This is a genomic window from Sphingorhabdus sp. (assembly GCF_044374345.1).
Classification (GTDB): domain Bacteria; phylum Pseudomonadota; class Alphaproteobacteria; order Sphingomonadales; family Sphingomonadaceae; genus Sphingorhabdus_B.
Map to the genome: position 1 here is coordinate 1 of NZ_JBILOS010000019.1, position 15,419 is coordinate 15,419.

10 protein-coding genes are annotated in these 15,419 nt (G+C 55.5%); 7 read left to right on the plus strand and 3 right to left on the minus strand.

The annotated features are described in order from the left end of the window. From ACIQ5B_RS03330 to ACIQ5B_RS03340, 3 genes are all read right to left on the minus strand, one after another. Positions 1-568: UDP-2,3-diacylglucosamine diphosphatase (locus ACIQ5B_RS03330; protein ID WP_397597785.1), on the minus strand; the 568-nt coding region annotated here is incomplete at its 3' end. 104 nt (positions 569-672) lie between these two features. Further along, complete coding sequence (locus tag ACIQ5B_RS03335; RefSeq protein WP_397597786.1) at positions 673-2,007, minus strand: alkaline phosphatase family protein; 1,335 nt, start codon at positions 2,005-2,007, stop codon at positions 673-675. Continuing rightward, positions 2,007-4,220: a TonB-dependent receptor gene (locus tag ACIQ5B_RS03340; protein WP_397597787.1), complete on the minus strand. Its 2,214-nt coding sequence runs from the start codon at positions 4,218-4,220 to the stop codon at positions 2,007-2,009. The genes ACIQ5B_RS03335 and ACIQ5B_RS03340 overlap by 1 nt, the downstream gene beginning before the upstream one ends. A gap of 221 nt (positions 4,221-4,441) precedes the next feature. On the opposite strand from ACIQ5B_RS03340, the gene ACIQ5B_RS03345 reads away from it, so the two are divergent. The 7 genes from ACIQ5B_RS03345 to gspF all read left to right on the plus strand — a co-directional run bounded on the left by ACIQ5B_RS03345 (position 4,442) and on the right by gspF (position 15,417). Then, positions 4,442-4,822: a hypothetical protein gene (locus ACIQ5B_RS03345; RefSeq protein ID WP_397597788.1), complete on the plus strand. Its 381-nt coding sequence runs from the start codon at positions 4,442-4,444 to the stop codon at positions 4,820-4,822. A gap of 299 nt (positions 4,823-5,121) precedes the next feature. Then, a complete protein-coding gene (locus ACIQ5B_RS03350; protein WP_397597789.1) occupies positions 5,122-6,690 on the plus strand; it encodes a hypothetical protein in 1,569 nt (522 codons plus the stop codon). Positions 6,691-6,773: 83 nt separating this feature from the next. Continuing rightward, positions 6,774-9,470: a TonB-dependent receptor domain-containing protein gene (locus tag ACIQ5B_RS03355; RefSeq protein WP_397597790.1), complete on the plus strand. Its 2,697-nt coding sequence runs from the start codon at positions 6,774-6,776 to the stop codon at positions 9,468-9,470. A 179-nt stretch (positions 9,471-9,649) separates the two neighbouring features. Then, entirely contained in the window at positions 9,650-10,468 is an 819-nt protein-coding gene (locus ACIQ5B_RS03360; protein ID WP_397597791.1) for a type II secretion system protein N, read from the plus strand. Beyond that, entirely contained in the window at positions 10,465-12,654 is a 2,190-nt protein-coding gene (gene gspD, locus ACIQ5B_RS03365; protein WP_397597792.1) for a type II secretion system secretin GspD, read from the plus strand. The genes ACIQ5B_RS03360 and gspD overlap by 4 nt, the downstream gene beginning before the upstream one ends. Beyond that, positions 12,651-14,207 (plus strand): type II secretion system ATPase GspE, encoded by a 1,557-nt coding sequence (gspE, locus tag ACIQ5B_RS03370; RefSeq protein WP_397597793.1) that lies wholly within the window; start codon positions 12,651-12,653, stop codon positions 14,205-14,207. The genes gspD and gspE overlap by 4 nt, the downstream gene beginning before the upstream one ends. Beyond that, a complete protein-coding gene (gene gspF, locus ACIQ5B_RS03375) occupies positions 14,200-15,417 on the plus strand; it encodes a type II secretion system inner membrane protein GspF (protein WP_397597794.1) in 1,218 nt (405 codons plus the stop codon). Before gspE ends, gspF begins: the two co-directional genes overlap by 8 nt. Positions 15,418-15,419 lie beyond the last annotated feature (2 nt).

Genomic DNA, 15,419 nt, shown 5'->3' on the forward strand with positions numbered 1-15,419 from the left:
TGCGGCGCACCGCGTTGAGAACGACGTTGGCTTTCAAAAGCAACGTATACGCTTGGTCACCCAAAAAGGCGAGCCAGCGGGCATATAGCACGATGCCGTCAAAGGCATCGCCGTGCGTTACAAGCAAGGCACGGCCGTCGGCGGTATGGTGGATCGCCTCCAACTGAACCTCAACGCCGCCAAAGCTCAGGCCTGCATAATCACGGAACATTTCGTCATGGTTGCCGGGAATATAGACGACGCGGGTGCCGCGATGCGCCATCTTTAACACTCGTCTGATGACTTCATTATGCTGGTCTGGCCAATACCAACCCTTGCGCAAACGCCAGCCATCCACAATGTCGCCGACCAGATACAGCGTCTCGCACTCGATGGAATGCAGAAAATCGCTTAGCAGCCCCGCCTGACAACCAGCTGTGCCCAAATGCACATCTGAAATCCACACCGTGCGAAACCGCATCTTTGGTTGGTAGCTTTTTGGTTCGGGCTTATCGAACCATGCCGGCAGTTTTGGACCTTTTCCATCGCTTTTAAAAAGCAGGCTGTCGCTTAATTCAGTGGTTGTCATAATGCCCATCCCCCGTTGTCTTAATGAAGCCCTAAACGACGGATGAGTCATGTGCGTGGCAGATCAATGACAGTTTTTTTGCCATTGAAAATTGGCACATGTCATTATTTGACAGCTGCTACCTCTGCGTCAGGCAAAAGCGCACCCATGGCTTTGGCAAGCGTTGGTGCGATGGCCCGCATGTCGATTTCTCCGAGGTTGCGTCCCTTGGCAACGCCTTTCCCCATCATCATGAAGCTGGACCGCATCAATGGGCTATGGGGAAAATATCCGTGCATGCCCTTGCTGCCAGACGCGCTCACCAATGGCGCATCCGGTCCCTTGAAGCCGCCTGCATACGCATTGGGGGCATAGCTGATGTAAAAGCTCGCTTCCGGATTTGCGCCAAGGCGCGCTATTTCTGCGGGCTCTGCAATTTCTGCGATGCAGTTTTTTGGATCGGCCTTGAGCGTAGCTAACACACCTGCGACACGCGCTTTCAGCGCGGCGTCATCTGGACGTGCCAAAATGATCGCTGACGATCCGCCCGAGTTCCAGGGGCTGGCTTCCCAGCTTTTGATTTTGCCGTTACCGTCGAGCACAATCAGGCCAGCGTCGATGAACGCACGGTAGAGGTTGATTTCGGTGTCGACCTTGGAAAAGCCATGGTCCGATACAACAGCAATGACGCTATCGGGATGCGCTGCCATTTGCGCGGAAACGATCTGGCCAACGACCTTATCGATCCGGGTTAAAACACTATAAGCTGCGGCTGTGTCTGGACCTTTTTCATGCTGCTCATGGTCGAGCGCGGTCAGATACACAGTTGTGAAATCCGGTTTTTCGCGCCTGATAAGCGCGGCGGCAAAACGGCCGCGGGTTTCGTCACCCTCTATGCTCTCGTCAATGCCCGGCGCGTAGCTGCCAAGGTCTGTTTCAAGCGCTTCTATAAGGCCCGGCGTCGCAAGCGCCTTTAGCAGCTTTGCATCATCATTATGCCCAGTCCGCCATATCTGCGGGATGTTCCATGTAACAGCTTTCGCCTGAACGCTGACCGGCCAGTGAATATTTGCTGTGCGCAGTCCGGCCTTCGCAGCCGCATCCCACAAGGTGGGGACTTTGAAATCTGTGGCGTACCAATACCATCCGCCTTGGTTGATCTGCATGGGATCAAAACTGTTATTGCCGACAATGCCGTGTTGTGCGGGGCTAACACCCGTCAGCAAAGTTGCATGGCTGGGATAAGTGACGGTCGGAAGAACGCCCTTCACCTTGTCTGCGTAGGTTCCGTTCGTGATAAATTGTTTCAGGTTGGGAACCTGTATGCCGCGCTCTTCTGACTTCAGAATGTCTGCGGGCTGCAAACCATCAATTGAGATCAGCAGCACCGGCTCAGCCGAGGCCGCCGACGGCAGCGCGCTCACAAGGAGCGCGCTGCCAATCAGCAAAGCCGATTTCATCAGAAACCAGCTTTCAATGTTACAAATATCTGGCGCGGTGAACCCGCCAGCAAGGTTTGGTTATCGCCGCTATTGCCAAAGCCGTTTGAACCAATGGTAGAGACATACTCTTTACCGAACAGGTTCGTGGCATTCAGTTGCAGTTCAAGCGGTGCACGAAGCCCCGCATCGAGGCGGTAACCCACTGTGGCGTCAACGAGGACACGGCCGGGTACCGAGCGATCATTCAAATAGTTGAAGTAACGCTTGCTCATGTAATTGGCACCAACGCGTCCGAAGAATGCGTCACTGTCATAAGCCACTTCGCCGCGCAGCAGATGCTTTGGCGTGTCGACGACTTCCTTGCCCTTCGTGGCGATAACCGCCGTTGGGGTGATGACGTTTTCACGATATGTTGCACCTGTGTAGCTATATGATGCGAACAAGGTCATGCCGCCGCCCAGACGTATATCGCCTGCGGCTTCAAAGCCGAGCGAGCGGACGCTGCCGACATTTTGCAGAATGGCAGGGTTTCCAACGATGCCTGCGCCGGTTTGCACACCCAGCAGGCGGTTGCGGAAGTTGACATAATATACACCGATCACGCCGTTGAAGACATTGTCGTTGTAACGTGCGCCCAGCTCAAACGTGTCCGAGCTTTCTGGTTTCAGGTCACGTGTGACCAAAGCGTCGAAGCCCGCTTGCGTCGTCGCGAATGGTCCGCTTGTGGCTGATGACACAAACGCGCGGGTGACTTGCGTGAAACCACCGAAGATTTCGGCTTTATCCGTCAACTTATATGCAACGCCTGCATGCGGTTGGAACCAGTCTTGCGACTTGATTTTGCCGGCAGCCAACGAACCCTGAATACGTGGGTCGGATTCATTATTGACCTGGAAACCCTTCCAACCAAGGTTGATAGTCAGATCGCCAAGGCTGATCTTGTCCTGCACATAATATTGCAGCGTGTCGGTGTTGAAATCGAACAGCCACTGCGTGAAGAACGGGTTGGCCAAGAACTTGGTGTGATCAAGGCCAGGCGTCGTGTTGCTTTCATAGGCATAAAAACGACGCGCTTGCGTGAAGTCGTTATGCTCGTACCAGCCACCGACAGTCACTTCATGGTCGCCAAATTCAGCGTTCAGCGAGCTGAATACGCCGCCACGTTGGATGTCATACTCGGTTGTGCGCGCCGACATGGGCACGCCATTTGGACTTGGAACATATGGAGTGCCCCATGTGCCTTGACCGGTATTATTGTGATAATATGCTTTGATCTTGAAGGTCACCCCATCGGCCAAAGGCGCGGTCAGGCCATAAGAAGCGAGCAAATCTTTACGCAGGCCTGATGCATCATAATAGCTGTCGTCGAGATTATTGATTGGGGCAACATATACACCACGAGCCGCGGAAATCGCCTTGGCATAATCGGGGAAATAGTTGTCATGGTCATAACCGAGGCGATTAATCATCTCGAGCGAGAGATCCTGATAATCCTGCTCAGCGCGGTCGGAGTAGGAGAAGAATCCGTCAAATTCGGCATCACCCACTGGAATGATGGCCTTAGCGTTTACGTGCATGCTACGCTGTTCACCGCCGCCCTTCCACTTGTCGGCATTGTGGTAAACGCCGGATAGAAATCCGCGAACGCCGCCCGCTTCTCCAAAGTTGATGCGGCCAAATGCGCGCATCGTGTTGGACGAACCATAAGTCAGGTTCGCATCAACGCCGAAGCCGTCGCTTGGGTCAGCCGAGAAAAACTCGAGCGTGCCGCCAAGGTTGTTCGTGGCTTGTGTGCCAATGGAGCCCGAACCTTGCGAAACGCGGGTAACGCCGATGTTTTCCGAAATGATTGCGCGGCCAATGTGCAGGCCGTTGTTGTTACCATAGCTTGAATCGCCCAACGGAATGCCGTCGAGTGTGTAGCCGAGCTGGTTCTGGTTAAAGCCACGGATCGAGACCCGGCTTGACCATTCATATGTTCCAAACGGGTCGGCAGATTGAAAGCTGACGCTTGGCAGCTTCTCAATGGCTTTCAGCGGGCTGGTGCCTGGCGCGAGGATCAGAAGTTCTTTGCTCGATACTTCTTGAACCTGACGGGTCTCGCCTTGGCCGAACACGACGATTTCGGCCTCTTCTGAGTCGGCGGTTGTGGGAGCATTCGATTGCTGCGCCATAACTGGCACAGATCCGAAAGCGACTCCGGCTAAAAGCATCATAGTAATTTTACGCATTTTGGTATCATCCCTGCATTGGTTTACAGCGCCCAACTAGGGAAGGGTGGTGGCACTTTGATGCGGTTCTCATGCGACTTTGATAGAAGTTATGTGTCTGAAATATTACTGAATTTAAAGCGCGGATTTTGCATTATCAAACAAGTGGTCAATATATTACAATTTTATTGCAGTAATGTCATATAAGTGTCATATTCAAAGCAGAAATGAGGAGAACACGGATGAAACTGCTATTCGTAGGTGCTTTGGTAACTGGCTTGATGGGCGTTGCAGCCCACGCCCAACCGACCATGAATATTGAAACTGCGTACCCAAAGGGATCCATTGGCTATGAGGCTCTCGTAAAGGGGGACAATGAACGGGCCGTTTCTCAAATACTGACAAGCGCGCAAGTGAGCCGGCATGATCCTGCGAAGCTGCTCAACCTTGGCCGTGCCTATGCGCGTATGGGCCGTATGGAAGAGGCTTCGAATATGTTCGCCGCCGCGATGCAGAGCCGTGATACCGTCGATCTGGTGCTCGCCGACGGTCGCGTGATGAATTCAAAAGACGCTGCGCGTAAGGCCTATGCCGGTTTGCAGATGCGGATTGCCACGCGCTAATCTCGTTTCACGCGTTTTGGGCTAACGTGTTAATACATTATTTATAATGCGCATGTAAGGCGGGTCATGTGGCCCGCCTTACGCTTTTTTGGTGTGTCGGCTTTCTGTGACCCGCCTTCTCTGCGATTGTCACATTTTTGACGTAAAACATTCTTCTAAATGCAATGTGATAAGCACAACCATGTCACAGCTCGCCCCTATTCGCCGCATGGTCAACGGGTGGGGCCTTATGATGATTCGATTCTGGTCCGTTGCATTTGCCCATATCGGGCACGTCTTATTTGTTGCGGAGATTTAGAATGTTAAACCCAAAATTGCGTGGGATCGTGTACGCGACGGCAGCAGCTGCCCTCGTCACCGGCTGTGGCGCAGATGATATCGCGTCACCAGGCACTGGTGGTAACATCACCATCAACAACCCGGCTGCACCTCCGCCGCCGCCGCCGCCACCACCAACTGCGACAGTTACACCTGCTGGCGGCTGCCCAACCATCGCCGATGCGCAAGGCTTGACCGACAGCGGTACGATCACTGGCCCAACCGGCACATATCGCGTCTGCACTTTGCCAGCGCGCATCAACACCACCAGCACATTGCCAAAGATTGCAGGCGTTTTGTATCGTCTTGGTGGCCGTGTTGACGTTGGTACGGACCAAGGTCCTTCATCGACGAACAATGTCGTCACGCTGAACATTGAACCAGGCGTTATCGTCTTTGGCGGAACCGGCGTGTCATGGTTGAACGTTAACCGCGGTAACCGCATCAACGCTGTTGGTACGGCAGCTCTCCCAATCATCTTCACCAGCCGTGACAACGTCCTCGGTCTCAACAACGACAGCTCGATTGGTCAGTGGGGCGGTATCGTTCTTAACGGCCGCGCACCAATCACCGATTGCGCAGCACCTGCTGCAACTCCAGGCACTGTTGCTTGCGAGCGTCAGGTTGAAGGCGCAGTGGACCCGGCACTTTATGGTGGCGCGAACCCCGCCGATAACAGCGGCCGTTTGAGCTTTGTCCAAATCCGCTACTCGGGCTTTGTTCTTTCGGGTAACTCCGAACTGCAATCCCTGACCACGGGCGGCACCGGCACCGGTACTATTCTGAACAACATCCAGTCGTTCAACAGCTCTGACGATGGTGCAGAATTCTTCGGCGGTAACGTCAACATGAAGTATTTCGTGGCGATCGGTGCGGATGATGACAGTCTCGATACTGACACCGGCGTAAAAGCCAACTTTCAATATGTATTGGCAGTGCAGCGTCCAAATGCGGGTGACTCGATGATCGAAGCGGACTCGGATAACGCTACGGACGGCAATACGCCGCGCCAGAACACACGCCTGTCGAACTTCACCTTCATTCAGCGCAGTAACACCGGTAATCTGTCGGCAATGTTGCTGCGTGGTGGTACCGACTACAGCATGTTTAACGGTGTGGTTGTCAGCCCATCGACATCATGCCTGCGGATCAGCCGTCCACAAACCGTATCGGCAACAGCAGATGCAAGCATTGACGAAGCTGGCGCACCAGTATTCCGTTCGGTTGTTATGCAGTGCGGATCGCCAGCGTTTGTTGGTTCGAATGGTGTGACCGAGGCGCAAGTAAGCGGGGTGTTCGGTTCGGGTGCGAACAACAATAACAGCGCGTTCACACCAAGCTTGACGTCATTGTTCATCAATGGTGCCACCGAAAACGCAGTTACAGCGTTCAACGCCAGCACCATCGCATCTTACTTTGATGCAACAACCTATATCGGTGCTGTCCGTGACGCCAACGACACTTGGTATGCAGGCTGGACCTGCAACAGCTCGACGGCCAATCTGGGCACTAGCGTAACCGGTCTCTGCACCTCACTGCCAACATATTGATAGCTGGCGGATAATATCGGGTGAGGTGCGGCCAAGCGGGCATGCACCTCACCCTTTTTTCGAATTTATAAAAGGGAATTACAATGTTGAAGCCAGTAGGGGCAATCAGACTGTTGCTTTTGACGTCGGCGCTCGTTTCGCCTTCCATGCTGATGGCGCAAGACGCCGCAGCGGAGCAGGCCGAACGAGCGCGTGCTGAAGCAGCACCAGCAGACACGCCAGCAGACGCAGCCGCGCCAGTCGAAGAGGATGTCGATGTCTCTATTCCGGGTGGCGAAGAAATCGTCGTACGCGGATATCTGGATCGCAACATTTCCAAGAACGCGGCGCAAGTTGTTTCCGTGCTGTCGAGCGCGGATATTGAACGTACCGGTGAAGGCGACATTGCCGGCGCACTATCGCGTGTCACTGGCCTAAGCGTCGTTGGCAGCGGCTTTGTCTATGTTCGTGGCCTTGGTGATCGTTATTCGCTCGCATTGCTTAACGGTTCGCCGCTCCCAAGCCCTGAACCATTGAAGCGCGTTGTTCCGCTCGATCTTTTTCCCACAAGCGTGATTGCATCTTCGCTTGTGCAAAAAACCTACTCGGCAAACTTCCCCGGTGAATTTGGCGGCGGCGTTATCAACCTGACCACCAAAGCGATCCCGCGCGAAACATTCCTGACCGTCGGCGGTGACTTGAGCGTGAATAGCGAGACCACCAATCAACTGGGCTACACATATTATGGTAGCTCGCAGGATTGGAGTGGCTTCGACAATGGCAACCGTGACCTAAAGCCCGCGCTTGCATCCTATCTTGCCAGCGGCGCACGCATCAGCGCGGGTAACGTTGATACCCAGGCTATTGCCGGCGAGCTCATTACCGGCCGGAATGCCATTGTTCAGCGTGACAAGAATCTGCCGCCCAATGGCTCAGGCACGATTACTGGTGGCACGAACTTCGAAATTGGCGATGACACCACTATGGGGGTCATCTTCAACGCCGGTTACAGCAATAAATGGCGTACCCGCGACACGATCCAACAAACGGCATCGACGCTTGATCTGAGCCAGAAAGAGCTGGATTTCCGGAAAGTCATTACCGACAACCGTATGGTTGTGAACGGCCTGCTTGGCTTCGGTATCGAGATGGGTGAACAAAAAATCCGTTGGACCAATCTGTTCATTCGCGACACGCTGAAACAAGCGCGTCTCGGTGTCGGTACCCGTCAGACAACATCGCCCACCGCGACATTGATGCAGCAGGATACAGCATGGTTCGAGCGCCAGTTGGTGGATAGCCAGCTGGTCGGTGAATTCAAATTGTCACCTGACGTGAATTTGAGCGTCCGTGCAGCCTACGCCAATTCCCAACGTGAAGCGCCGGATGAAATCAGCCTAGAATATTATCGCAGCAACATCACGTCGGATCCTTATGGCCAATTGTTCATCAACCGTCTCAACAACGGTCAGCAGGGAAGCGCCGAAGTCAGCTATTCCTATCTGAATGAAAATCTGTGGGCCGGTGGTGTGGATCTGTCGGCAAAGGTTACGCCGGAAATTACCGCGACGGTAGGCTATGCCTATTCGGACACGGTTCGCCGAACCGAACGCCGTGACTTCCAGTTTGTCGCACCCGGCGGCACGCCCATCGCGCCGTCATTATTCCGACCAGACTTTTTGCTGCAACCGGACATTATCGATTTTTACAACATCGCGTTGATCGATACCAACGAAGCAAACCCGGTCTTTGATGCAAGCTTGTTGAACCACGCTGGGTATGGCCAAATTCAGGCATTCATTACGCCAGCAATCAGCCTGAACCTTGGTGTGCGTTACGAAACCGCGGAACAGACCGTTGTCCCGGTTCAGGTGTTCACGACGCCAACGGCCTCGCTTGCCTCCACCAGCTTGGATCGTAGCTATTGGTTGCCCGCAGCGACACTGACATGGGACATGAATGATCAGATGAAGTTCCGGATGAGCGCGTCGAAAACCATCGCGCGTCCGCAATTCCGCGAACTGATTTTCCAGAACTTCTACGACACAGATTCCAACCGTCTTTTCCGTGGAAACCCGTTTCTGACAGATAGCCAGTTGTACAATGCTGAAGCGCGCTATGAATGGTATTTTGACCGTGACCAGCGCGTCACAGCTGCTGGTTTCTTCAAGCGTATCGACAATCCGATCGAGTCGTTCTCAAGCTTTGATGATAACTCGGTTATCACCAGCTTTGCGAACGCACCAAAGGCTGATTTGTACGGGGTGGAAATCGAAACGCAGAAATATTTCGATCTCTCTGCGATTGGCGATGAAGGCTTTTTTGCGACACGCCGTGCGGTTGTCATCGCCAACTACACCTACACCAAGTCAAAGATCAGCGTGAAGGCGGGTGACACGGTTTCGGTGTTTAACGCATCGTCCACCGACGCACTCGATTTCTTCACCGACGGTTCGCCATTGACCGGCCAGGCGGATCATCTGGTCAATCTGCAATTCGGTCTCGAAGATACCGAGCGCCTGTCGCAGCAGACGATTTTGCTCAGTTATTCGACCGACCGGGTTACCAGCCGTGGTGCATCGGGTCAGCCGGATATCAAGGAAAAACCCGGTATCCAGCTCGATTTCGTGGCGCGTGAAGGCTTTACGCTCGGCGGCAAAGAAGCTGAACTGAAATTCGAAGTCCGCAACCTGACCAACACCAAATATCAGGAGTTTCAGGAAAACGGCGCGAACAAGATTTTCTACAACCGTTACAAACAAGGCATCAGCGCCTCAATCGGTGTCGAACTGAATTTCTAAAGGGAATACAGCCCTGACTCGCGGCGGCATGTTGGATTCAACATGTCGCCGTCATTTTTTTGGCGCGCTGCATTCGTTTATGGGCGTCACTAAACTGTCATTTGGGAGTCACTCGACGGTCACAGCCGCGCGTTAGGGTTTTATCATCAAGCGGATTCGTCCGGGGGGAATCAGTGGCAATGACATGGGCAGAAAGGGTTCAAGCGCAGTCGCACCGCTTAAGTTCTGTGTCCGCCGGTCGCCTGATTCTTGGCGTTCTGGCCATAGTGACCGCCGTTCAAACGGCACGGCTTTTCTGGATTTTGATAACGCCCGTTGGTCCGGTCAATGACTGGCGCGCGCCGTCGGTCAATGTGGTGCCACAGTCTGGCAGAATGGCGCTGTTTGCGGGATTTGACCCGTTTTTTCGCAATGACGCGGCTGCAGATTCCACCCAGAATGTCACATCGCTAAGCCTGACATTGTTCGGCGTGCGCACCAATGAAAGTTCGGGCGGCGGTTCGGCTATCATCGCGGGCGAAGATGGCGTGCAAAACAGCTTTGCCATTGGCGAAGAAGTCGCGCCCGGCGTCACTTTGGATTCCGTTGCATTCGACCATGTCATATTGTCGCGCGGCGGCGTCAAAGAGTCGCTGTATCTTGATCAGTCGGTGCCCGCGGAAACGGTTAATCCATCGGGCTCAGGCGCGTCTGCCACGCCACCGGCGTCCAGCGCCGGCGTCGGGCTGAATGCTGAAACGCTGCAAAAATCGATTGGCTTTGCGCCGCGTAATGAAGGGGGCAGGGTCACCGGCTTCGTTCTGCAAGCCCGCGATGATGGCACGATGTTGCGCCTCGCCGGATTTCAGGCTGGCGACATTGTCGTTGGCATAAATGGCCGCCCGGTATCCTCGGCGGCTGACATTGCTTCTCAAATCAGGCCTGGAGCCCGCTTAAGCGTTGAAGTTGAACGCGGCGGCGCAAAGGTCCCCATTGCTCTAAATCTGGAACAACAGTGATCCGAAAATTCACCCTTTTGCTGGCATGCAGCGCGCTCGTTTTTGCCCAGCCTATCGCCGCGCAGCAGACATTGAACGTGCGGGATGCCGACATCCGTGCCTTTGTTCAGGATGCGGCCCGCGTCACCGGACAGACGTTCATTGTCGATGGCCGTGTGAATGGGAAGGTGTCGGTGGTTACTGACCGGCCATTGTCGCGTTCGGAATATTTTGAGGTGTTCCTCTCGACACTGCGCGCAAATGGTCTCGTCGCGATTCCTATTCGCGGCGGTGGTTACCGGATCCAGCCTTCCGACGGCGCTGCAACCCAGCCGACCCGCGTCGGTAGCCGTGCAGCAACTTCAAGCCAATTTGTGACGGAAGTGTTCCGCCTGCGTTCGATTGACGCAACCTCAGCCGTTGAAACGCTGCGCCCATTGATAAGCCGCGAAGGCTCGTTGACGGCCAACAAAAGCGCAAACAGCCTTGTGGTTGCCGATTATGCCGACAATATTGGCCGCATCCGCGATTTGCTCCGCCAGATTGACCGCGATAGCGCAGCGACGCAGATCGTCGCACTCGATAACGCCGGTGCGCGTGAAATTGCCACCGCGCTTCAGGCGCTGGCTGGTCAAGGCGGCGGCGAGGGCGCGAGGCCACCTGTTTCCATCGCGGCCATTGACAGCAGCAACGCCATTGCCCTGCGTGGTGACCCGACATCGGTTGCGCGCTTTGCCGCGATGGCCAAGGAATTGGATGCGCGGGCACAGTCAGGCGCCGAAATTCGCGTGTACCGGCTTGAGCATGCCAATGCCGCTACCTTGCTGGAGACGGTCCAGTCATTGATTGGCGGGCAGAGCGGATCGTCTGTATCTAGTAACGTGCCACCTGTTTCTGCGCCAGCTGCAGGCGGCGGCGCTGCCGCTGTTGTTGCGCCCATCGTTGCATCTTCGTCGGGAACCGGCCCCAATGGCATTGGTGGCCGTGGCCCAGTGGTGGTGACCCGCTATGAAGGCACCAACGCCCTTATCATCGCCGCAAACCCCGAAATGCAACGCACGTTGGGCGAGCTCATCCGTCAGCTGGACACACGGCCCGAACAGGTTTTGGTTGAAGCAATCGTTGTCGAAATCGGCAATGAAGCGGCGAAAAAGCTTGGCGTACAATTCCTTGTCGGTGGCAAGGACGCGCCTTTCGCTGCGACAAATTACGCCAACGCCTCACCCAATATCCTGACGATTGCGGGCGCAATTGGCGCCGAAGAACTGACGCGCACCACGACGACAGTGAATGGCAATACGACCACAACCGCAACGAACAGCGCGTTGGGTGATAGTCTTCAGGAAGCGGCTGCTGCATCGATCCTGAGCGCTACTGGCGGCTTTGGCGGTTTTGCGATGGATATCGGCAAAAATGCGGTCTTTGGCACGATTATCAATGCGATTGCGGCGGACACCGAGTCCAACTTGCTGGCGACGCCGCATATTGTGACGCTGAATAACCAAAAGGCGAAGTTCCTCGTCGGACAAGAAGTACCCGTGAGCAGCGGCGAGCAATTGTCCGCCAATTTCGAAAACGCCTTCCGCACGGTTCAGCGTCAGGAAGTAGGCATCAAGCTTGAGGTGACCCCGCAAGTGAACGCGCAGGGCGATGTGAAGTTGTTCCTTAAACAGGAAGTGTCGAGCGTTGCAGGGCCGGTGTCATCACGCTCCAGCGACCTCATCCTCAACAAGCGCGAGTTTGAAACGACGTTGACCGTTGGTGACGGCCAATTGCTGGCCATTGGTGGCTTGCTCAATGATGATGAACGCCGCACGATTGAGCGCATTCCACTTTTGAGTGACATTCCGCTCATTGGCGAGCTGTTCAAATCACGCAGCCGCAGCCGCAGCAAAACCAATTTGATGGTCTTCATTCGGCCGACCATCTTGCGTAGCCGCGAAGATGGCGACCGTTTGACTGCGCGACGTTATGACTATGTCCGCGACATGCAGTTGACGCGCAATCCAGATGCCGAACCAAGCATCGACGAATTGCTGCGCGATTATATGGGCACTGTGCCGCCGGTTGCGCCGGATGTGCGGACAAATGACATCATGATCGGTGCTGATGGCAAATTGACGCGGCCCCAAACCGGTGGCGCGTTGCAACCGGCGGATGTTCCCGCAAGCGCGGTCTCTTCCGCCACTGGGGATCCGCAATCATGACATCGCACGAGGGGACGACCGAGCAAGCATCCCATATACCGGTTGAGCCAGACGTCATTATTGCACCGGCTTTGATCGCGCCTCTGCTCGATTTGCCTTATGCCTTTGCCAAGGCGCATGGTCTGGTGCTGCGGCATGAAAGCGATGGTCGCATTGTGGTGGCGATGCGTGAGGGCGCTGATCCGCTGATGTTGCTTGAGGTCCGGCGCTATCTGTCGATGCCATTCGATGTCGAAATGGCCGACAATGCTACCTTTGACCGTTATTTGTCCGACCATTATGCCATGGATGGCAGCGCCGCGGCGATGGCTGGCTCAATCGGCACCAATGACGGCGATTTGCTTTCTGACATGTTGCCCAGCGCAGATGATTTGCTCGACAGCGCCGATGACGCGCCCGTTATCCGTTTAATCAACGGCATCATTGCAGAGGCTGTCCGCCAGGGCGTATCCGATATTCACGTCGAGCCATATGAAACGGGCCTTGTCATTCGCATGCGCGCCGACGGCGTGTTGCAGGAACGCCTCCGCTTGCCGGCTAATGTCGCACCGGTTGTCGTCAGCCGTATCAAGGTCATGGCGCGCCTCGACATCGCTGAACGCCGCATTCCGCAGGATGGCCGCATCGGTCTGACGCTCGGTGGCAAGCTTGTCGATGTGCGTGTGTCGACCCTGCCAAGCCGTGCAGGCGAGCGCGTTGTGATGCGTATCTTGGATAAGGAAAATGCCGGCATTTCGCTAGATTTGCTTGGCATGTCGGAAGAAACGCTCAAAATCCTGCATGAGGCGCTTGCCGAACCCAATGGCATCATCTTGGTTACAGGGCCAACGGGGTCGGGTAAAACGACGACCTTATATGCGGGTCTCAAGCGGCTGAACGATGGCACGCGCAATATCCTCACCGTGGAAGATCCGGTGGAATATGCCGTCGAAGGCATCGGCCAGACTCAGGTGAATGCGAAGGTCGGGATGACTTTTGCCGCAGGACTGCGCGCCATTTTGCGTCAGGATCCCGACGTTGTGATGGTTGGCGAAATCCGCGATCGTGAGACGGCGGATATCGCGGTGCAGGCTGCGCTGACGGGGCACCTCGTGCTTACCACCGTGCATACCAACGATGCACTCGGCGCGATTACCCGTATGCGCGATATGAAGGTTGAGCCATTCTTGCTCGCCTCCACCTTGCGTGCTGTCGTCGCTCAGCGCCTGGTCCGCCGCTTGTGCCCAAGTTGCCGCCAGACGGTTCAGGCCGATGGTAACGCGGCGTCTTTGTTGGGCTTTGACAAGGGGACAGCGGTCTACAAGGCCGTCGGTTGCCCTGAGTGCAACAATACAGGGTTCCAGGGTCGCATCGGGGTGTTTGAAGCCGTCCGTGTCGATGATACTATCCGCCGCCTCATCAACGATGGCGGCGACGAAGCCATCCTTGCGCGCCATGCTTTTGTGAACCAGCCCAATTTGAGCGCCGCTGCGCGCAAACTAGTGCGTGCGGGCCACACGACGCCCGAAGAAGCCATTCGCATTTCGCGCCGCGAAGACATTGTAGATGCCTGAATTCGCATATCATGCGATTGATCCGGATGGCCGTGAACAGCGCGGGCGGATAGCTGCGGCCAATGATGATGCCGCGCGTGATCGCCTGACATCCAAGAATCTCTATATTGTGAGCGTCGCGCCAGCACCCGCGCGCGCGTCTGTCCTCGCCAGCCTGCCGATTAAGCGGCAGCCGCGTTTGAATGCCAAGCAGCTGACTTTGTTTACCCGGCAACTGTCGTCATTGGCGCAAGTTTCCCCGTTGGAGGAAGCGTTGCGGACGATCAGCCGCCAGAGCGAGCAGCCACATGTCCGGCAGATACTGACCGAAGTGCATGCAGGCGTGGTCGAGGGACAGCGCCTGTCCGAAGCCATGCGCCGTGAAGGCAACAGCTTTCCGCCATTATACCGCGCGATGATTGCCGCGGGCGAGGGGGCGGGCACATTGCCGCTTATTACGGAGCGTCTTGCGGTATTGCTCGAACGGCAGGCGGAGATGCGCGGCAAGTTGATTGGTGCGCTGGCGTACCCTGCGATTTTGTCACTGGTTGCGATTTTGGTGGTGATGGGCCTCATGGTCTCTGTGGTCCCGCGTGTTGTTGAACAGTTTGACAATGTCGACCAGCAACTGCCGCTGATTACGCGCATCGTCATCGGCATATCGGCGTTTTTGGCGAATTATTATTGGGTGCTTATTATCGCTGTTGTCGTTGGTGGCTTGCTGTTTGCACAAGCGCTTAAGCGGCCAGCGTTCCGCCTGTCGGTGGACCGCACGGTGCTGCGCATTCCGTTGCTTGGGAAGCTGCTGCGCAACCTGCACGCTGCGCGCATGGCACGGACTTTGGCAACGATGGTCGCGAGCCGATTGCCGTTGCTGGAGGGCTTACGCCTGACGGGCGGCACCATTCGCAATAAAGTGCTCTCCGCCGCCAATGACGACATCGTTGAATCGGTACGGAGCGGGGGCAGTCTGTCGGGCGCGATGCGCACAAGCGGGGTTTTCCCACCGCTGCTGGTATATTTGACCGCAAGCGGCGAGAGCGCCGGGCAGTTGGATATAATGCTCGAACGCGCAGCGGAATATCTTGAGCGCGAATTTGATAATTTCACCAGCACCGCTTTGTCGCTGCTCGAACCACTCATCATCGTCGCGATGGGCGGTGTCGTCGCTGTCATCATTTTGGCAATTTTGCTGCCTATACTTCAACTCCAAAACCTCACGGGACTTTAGTC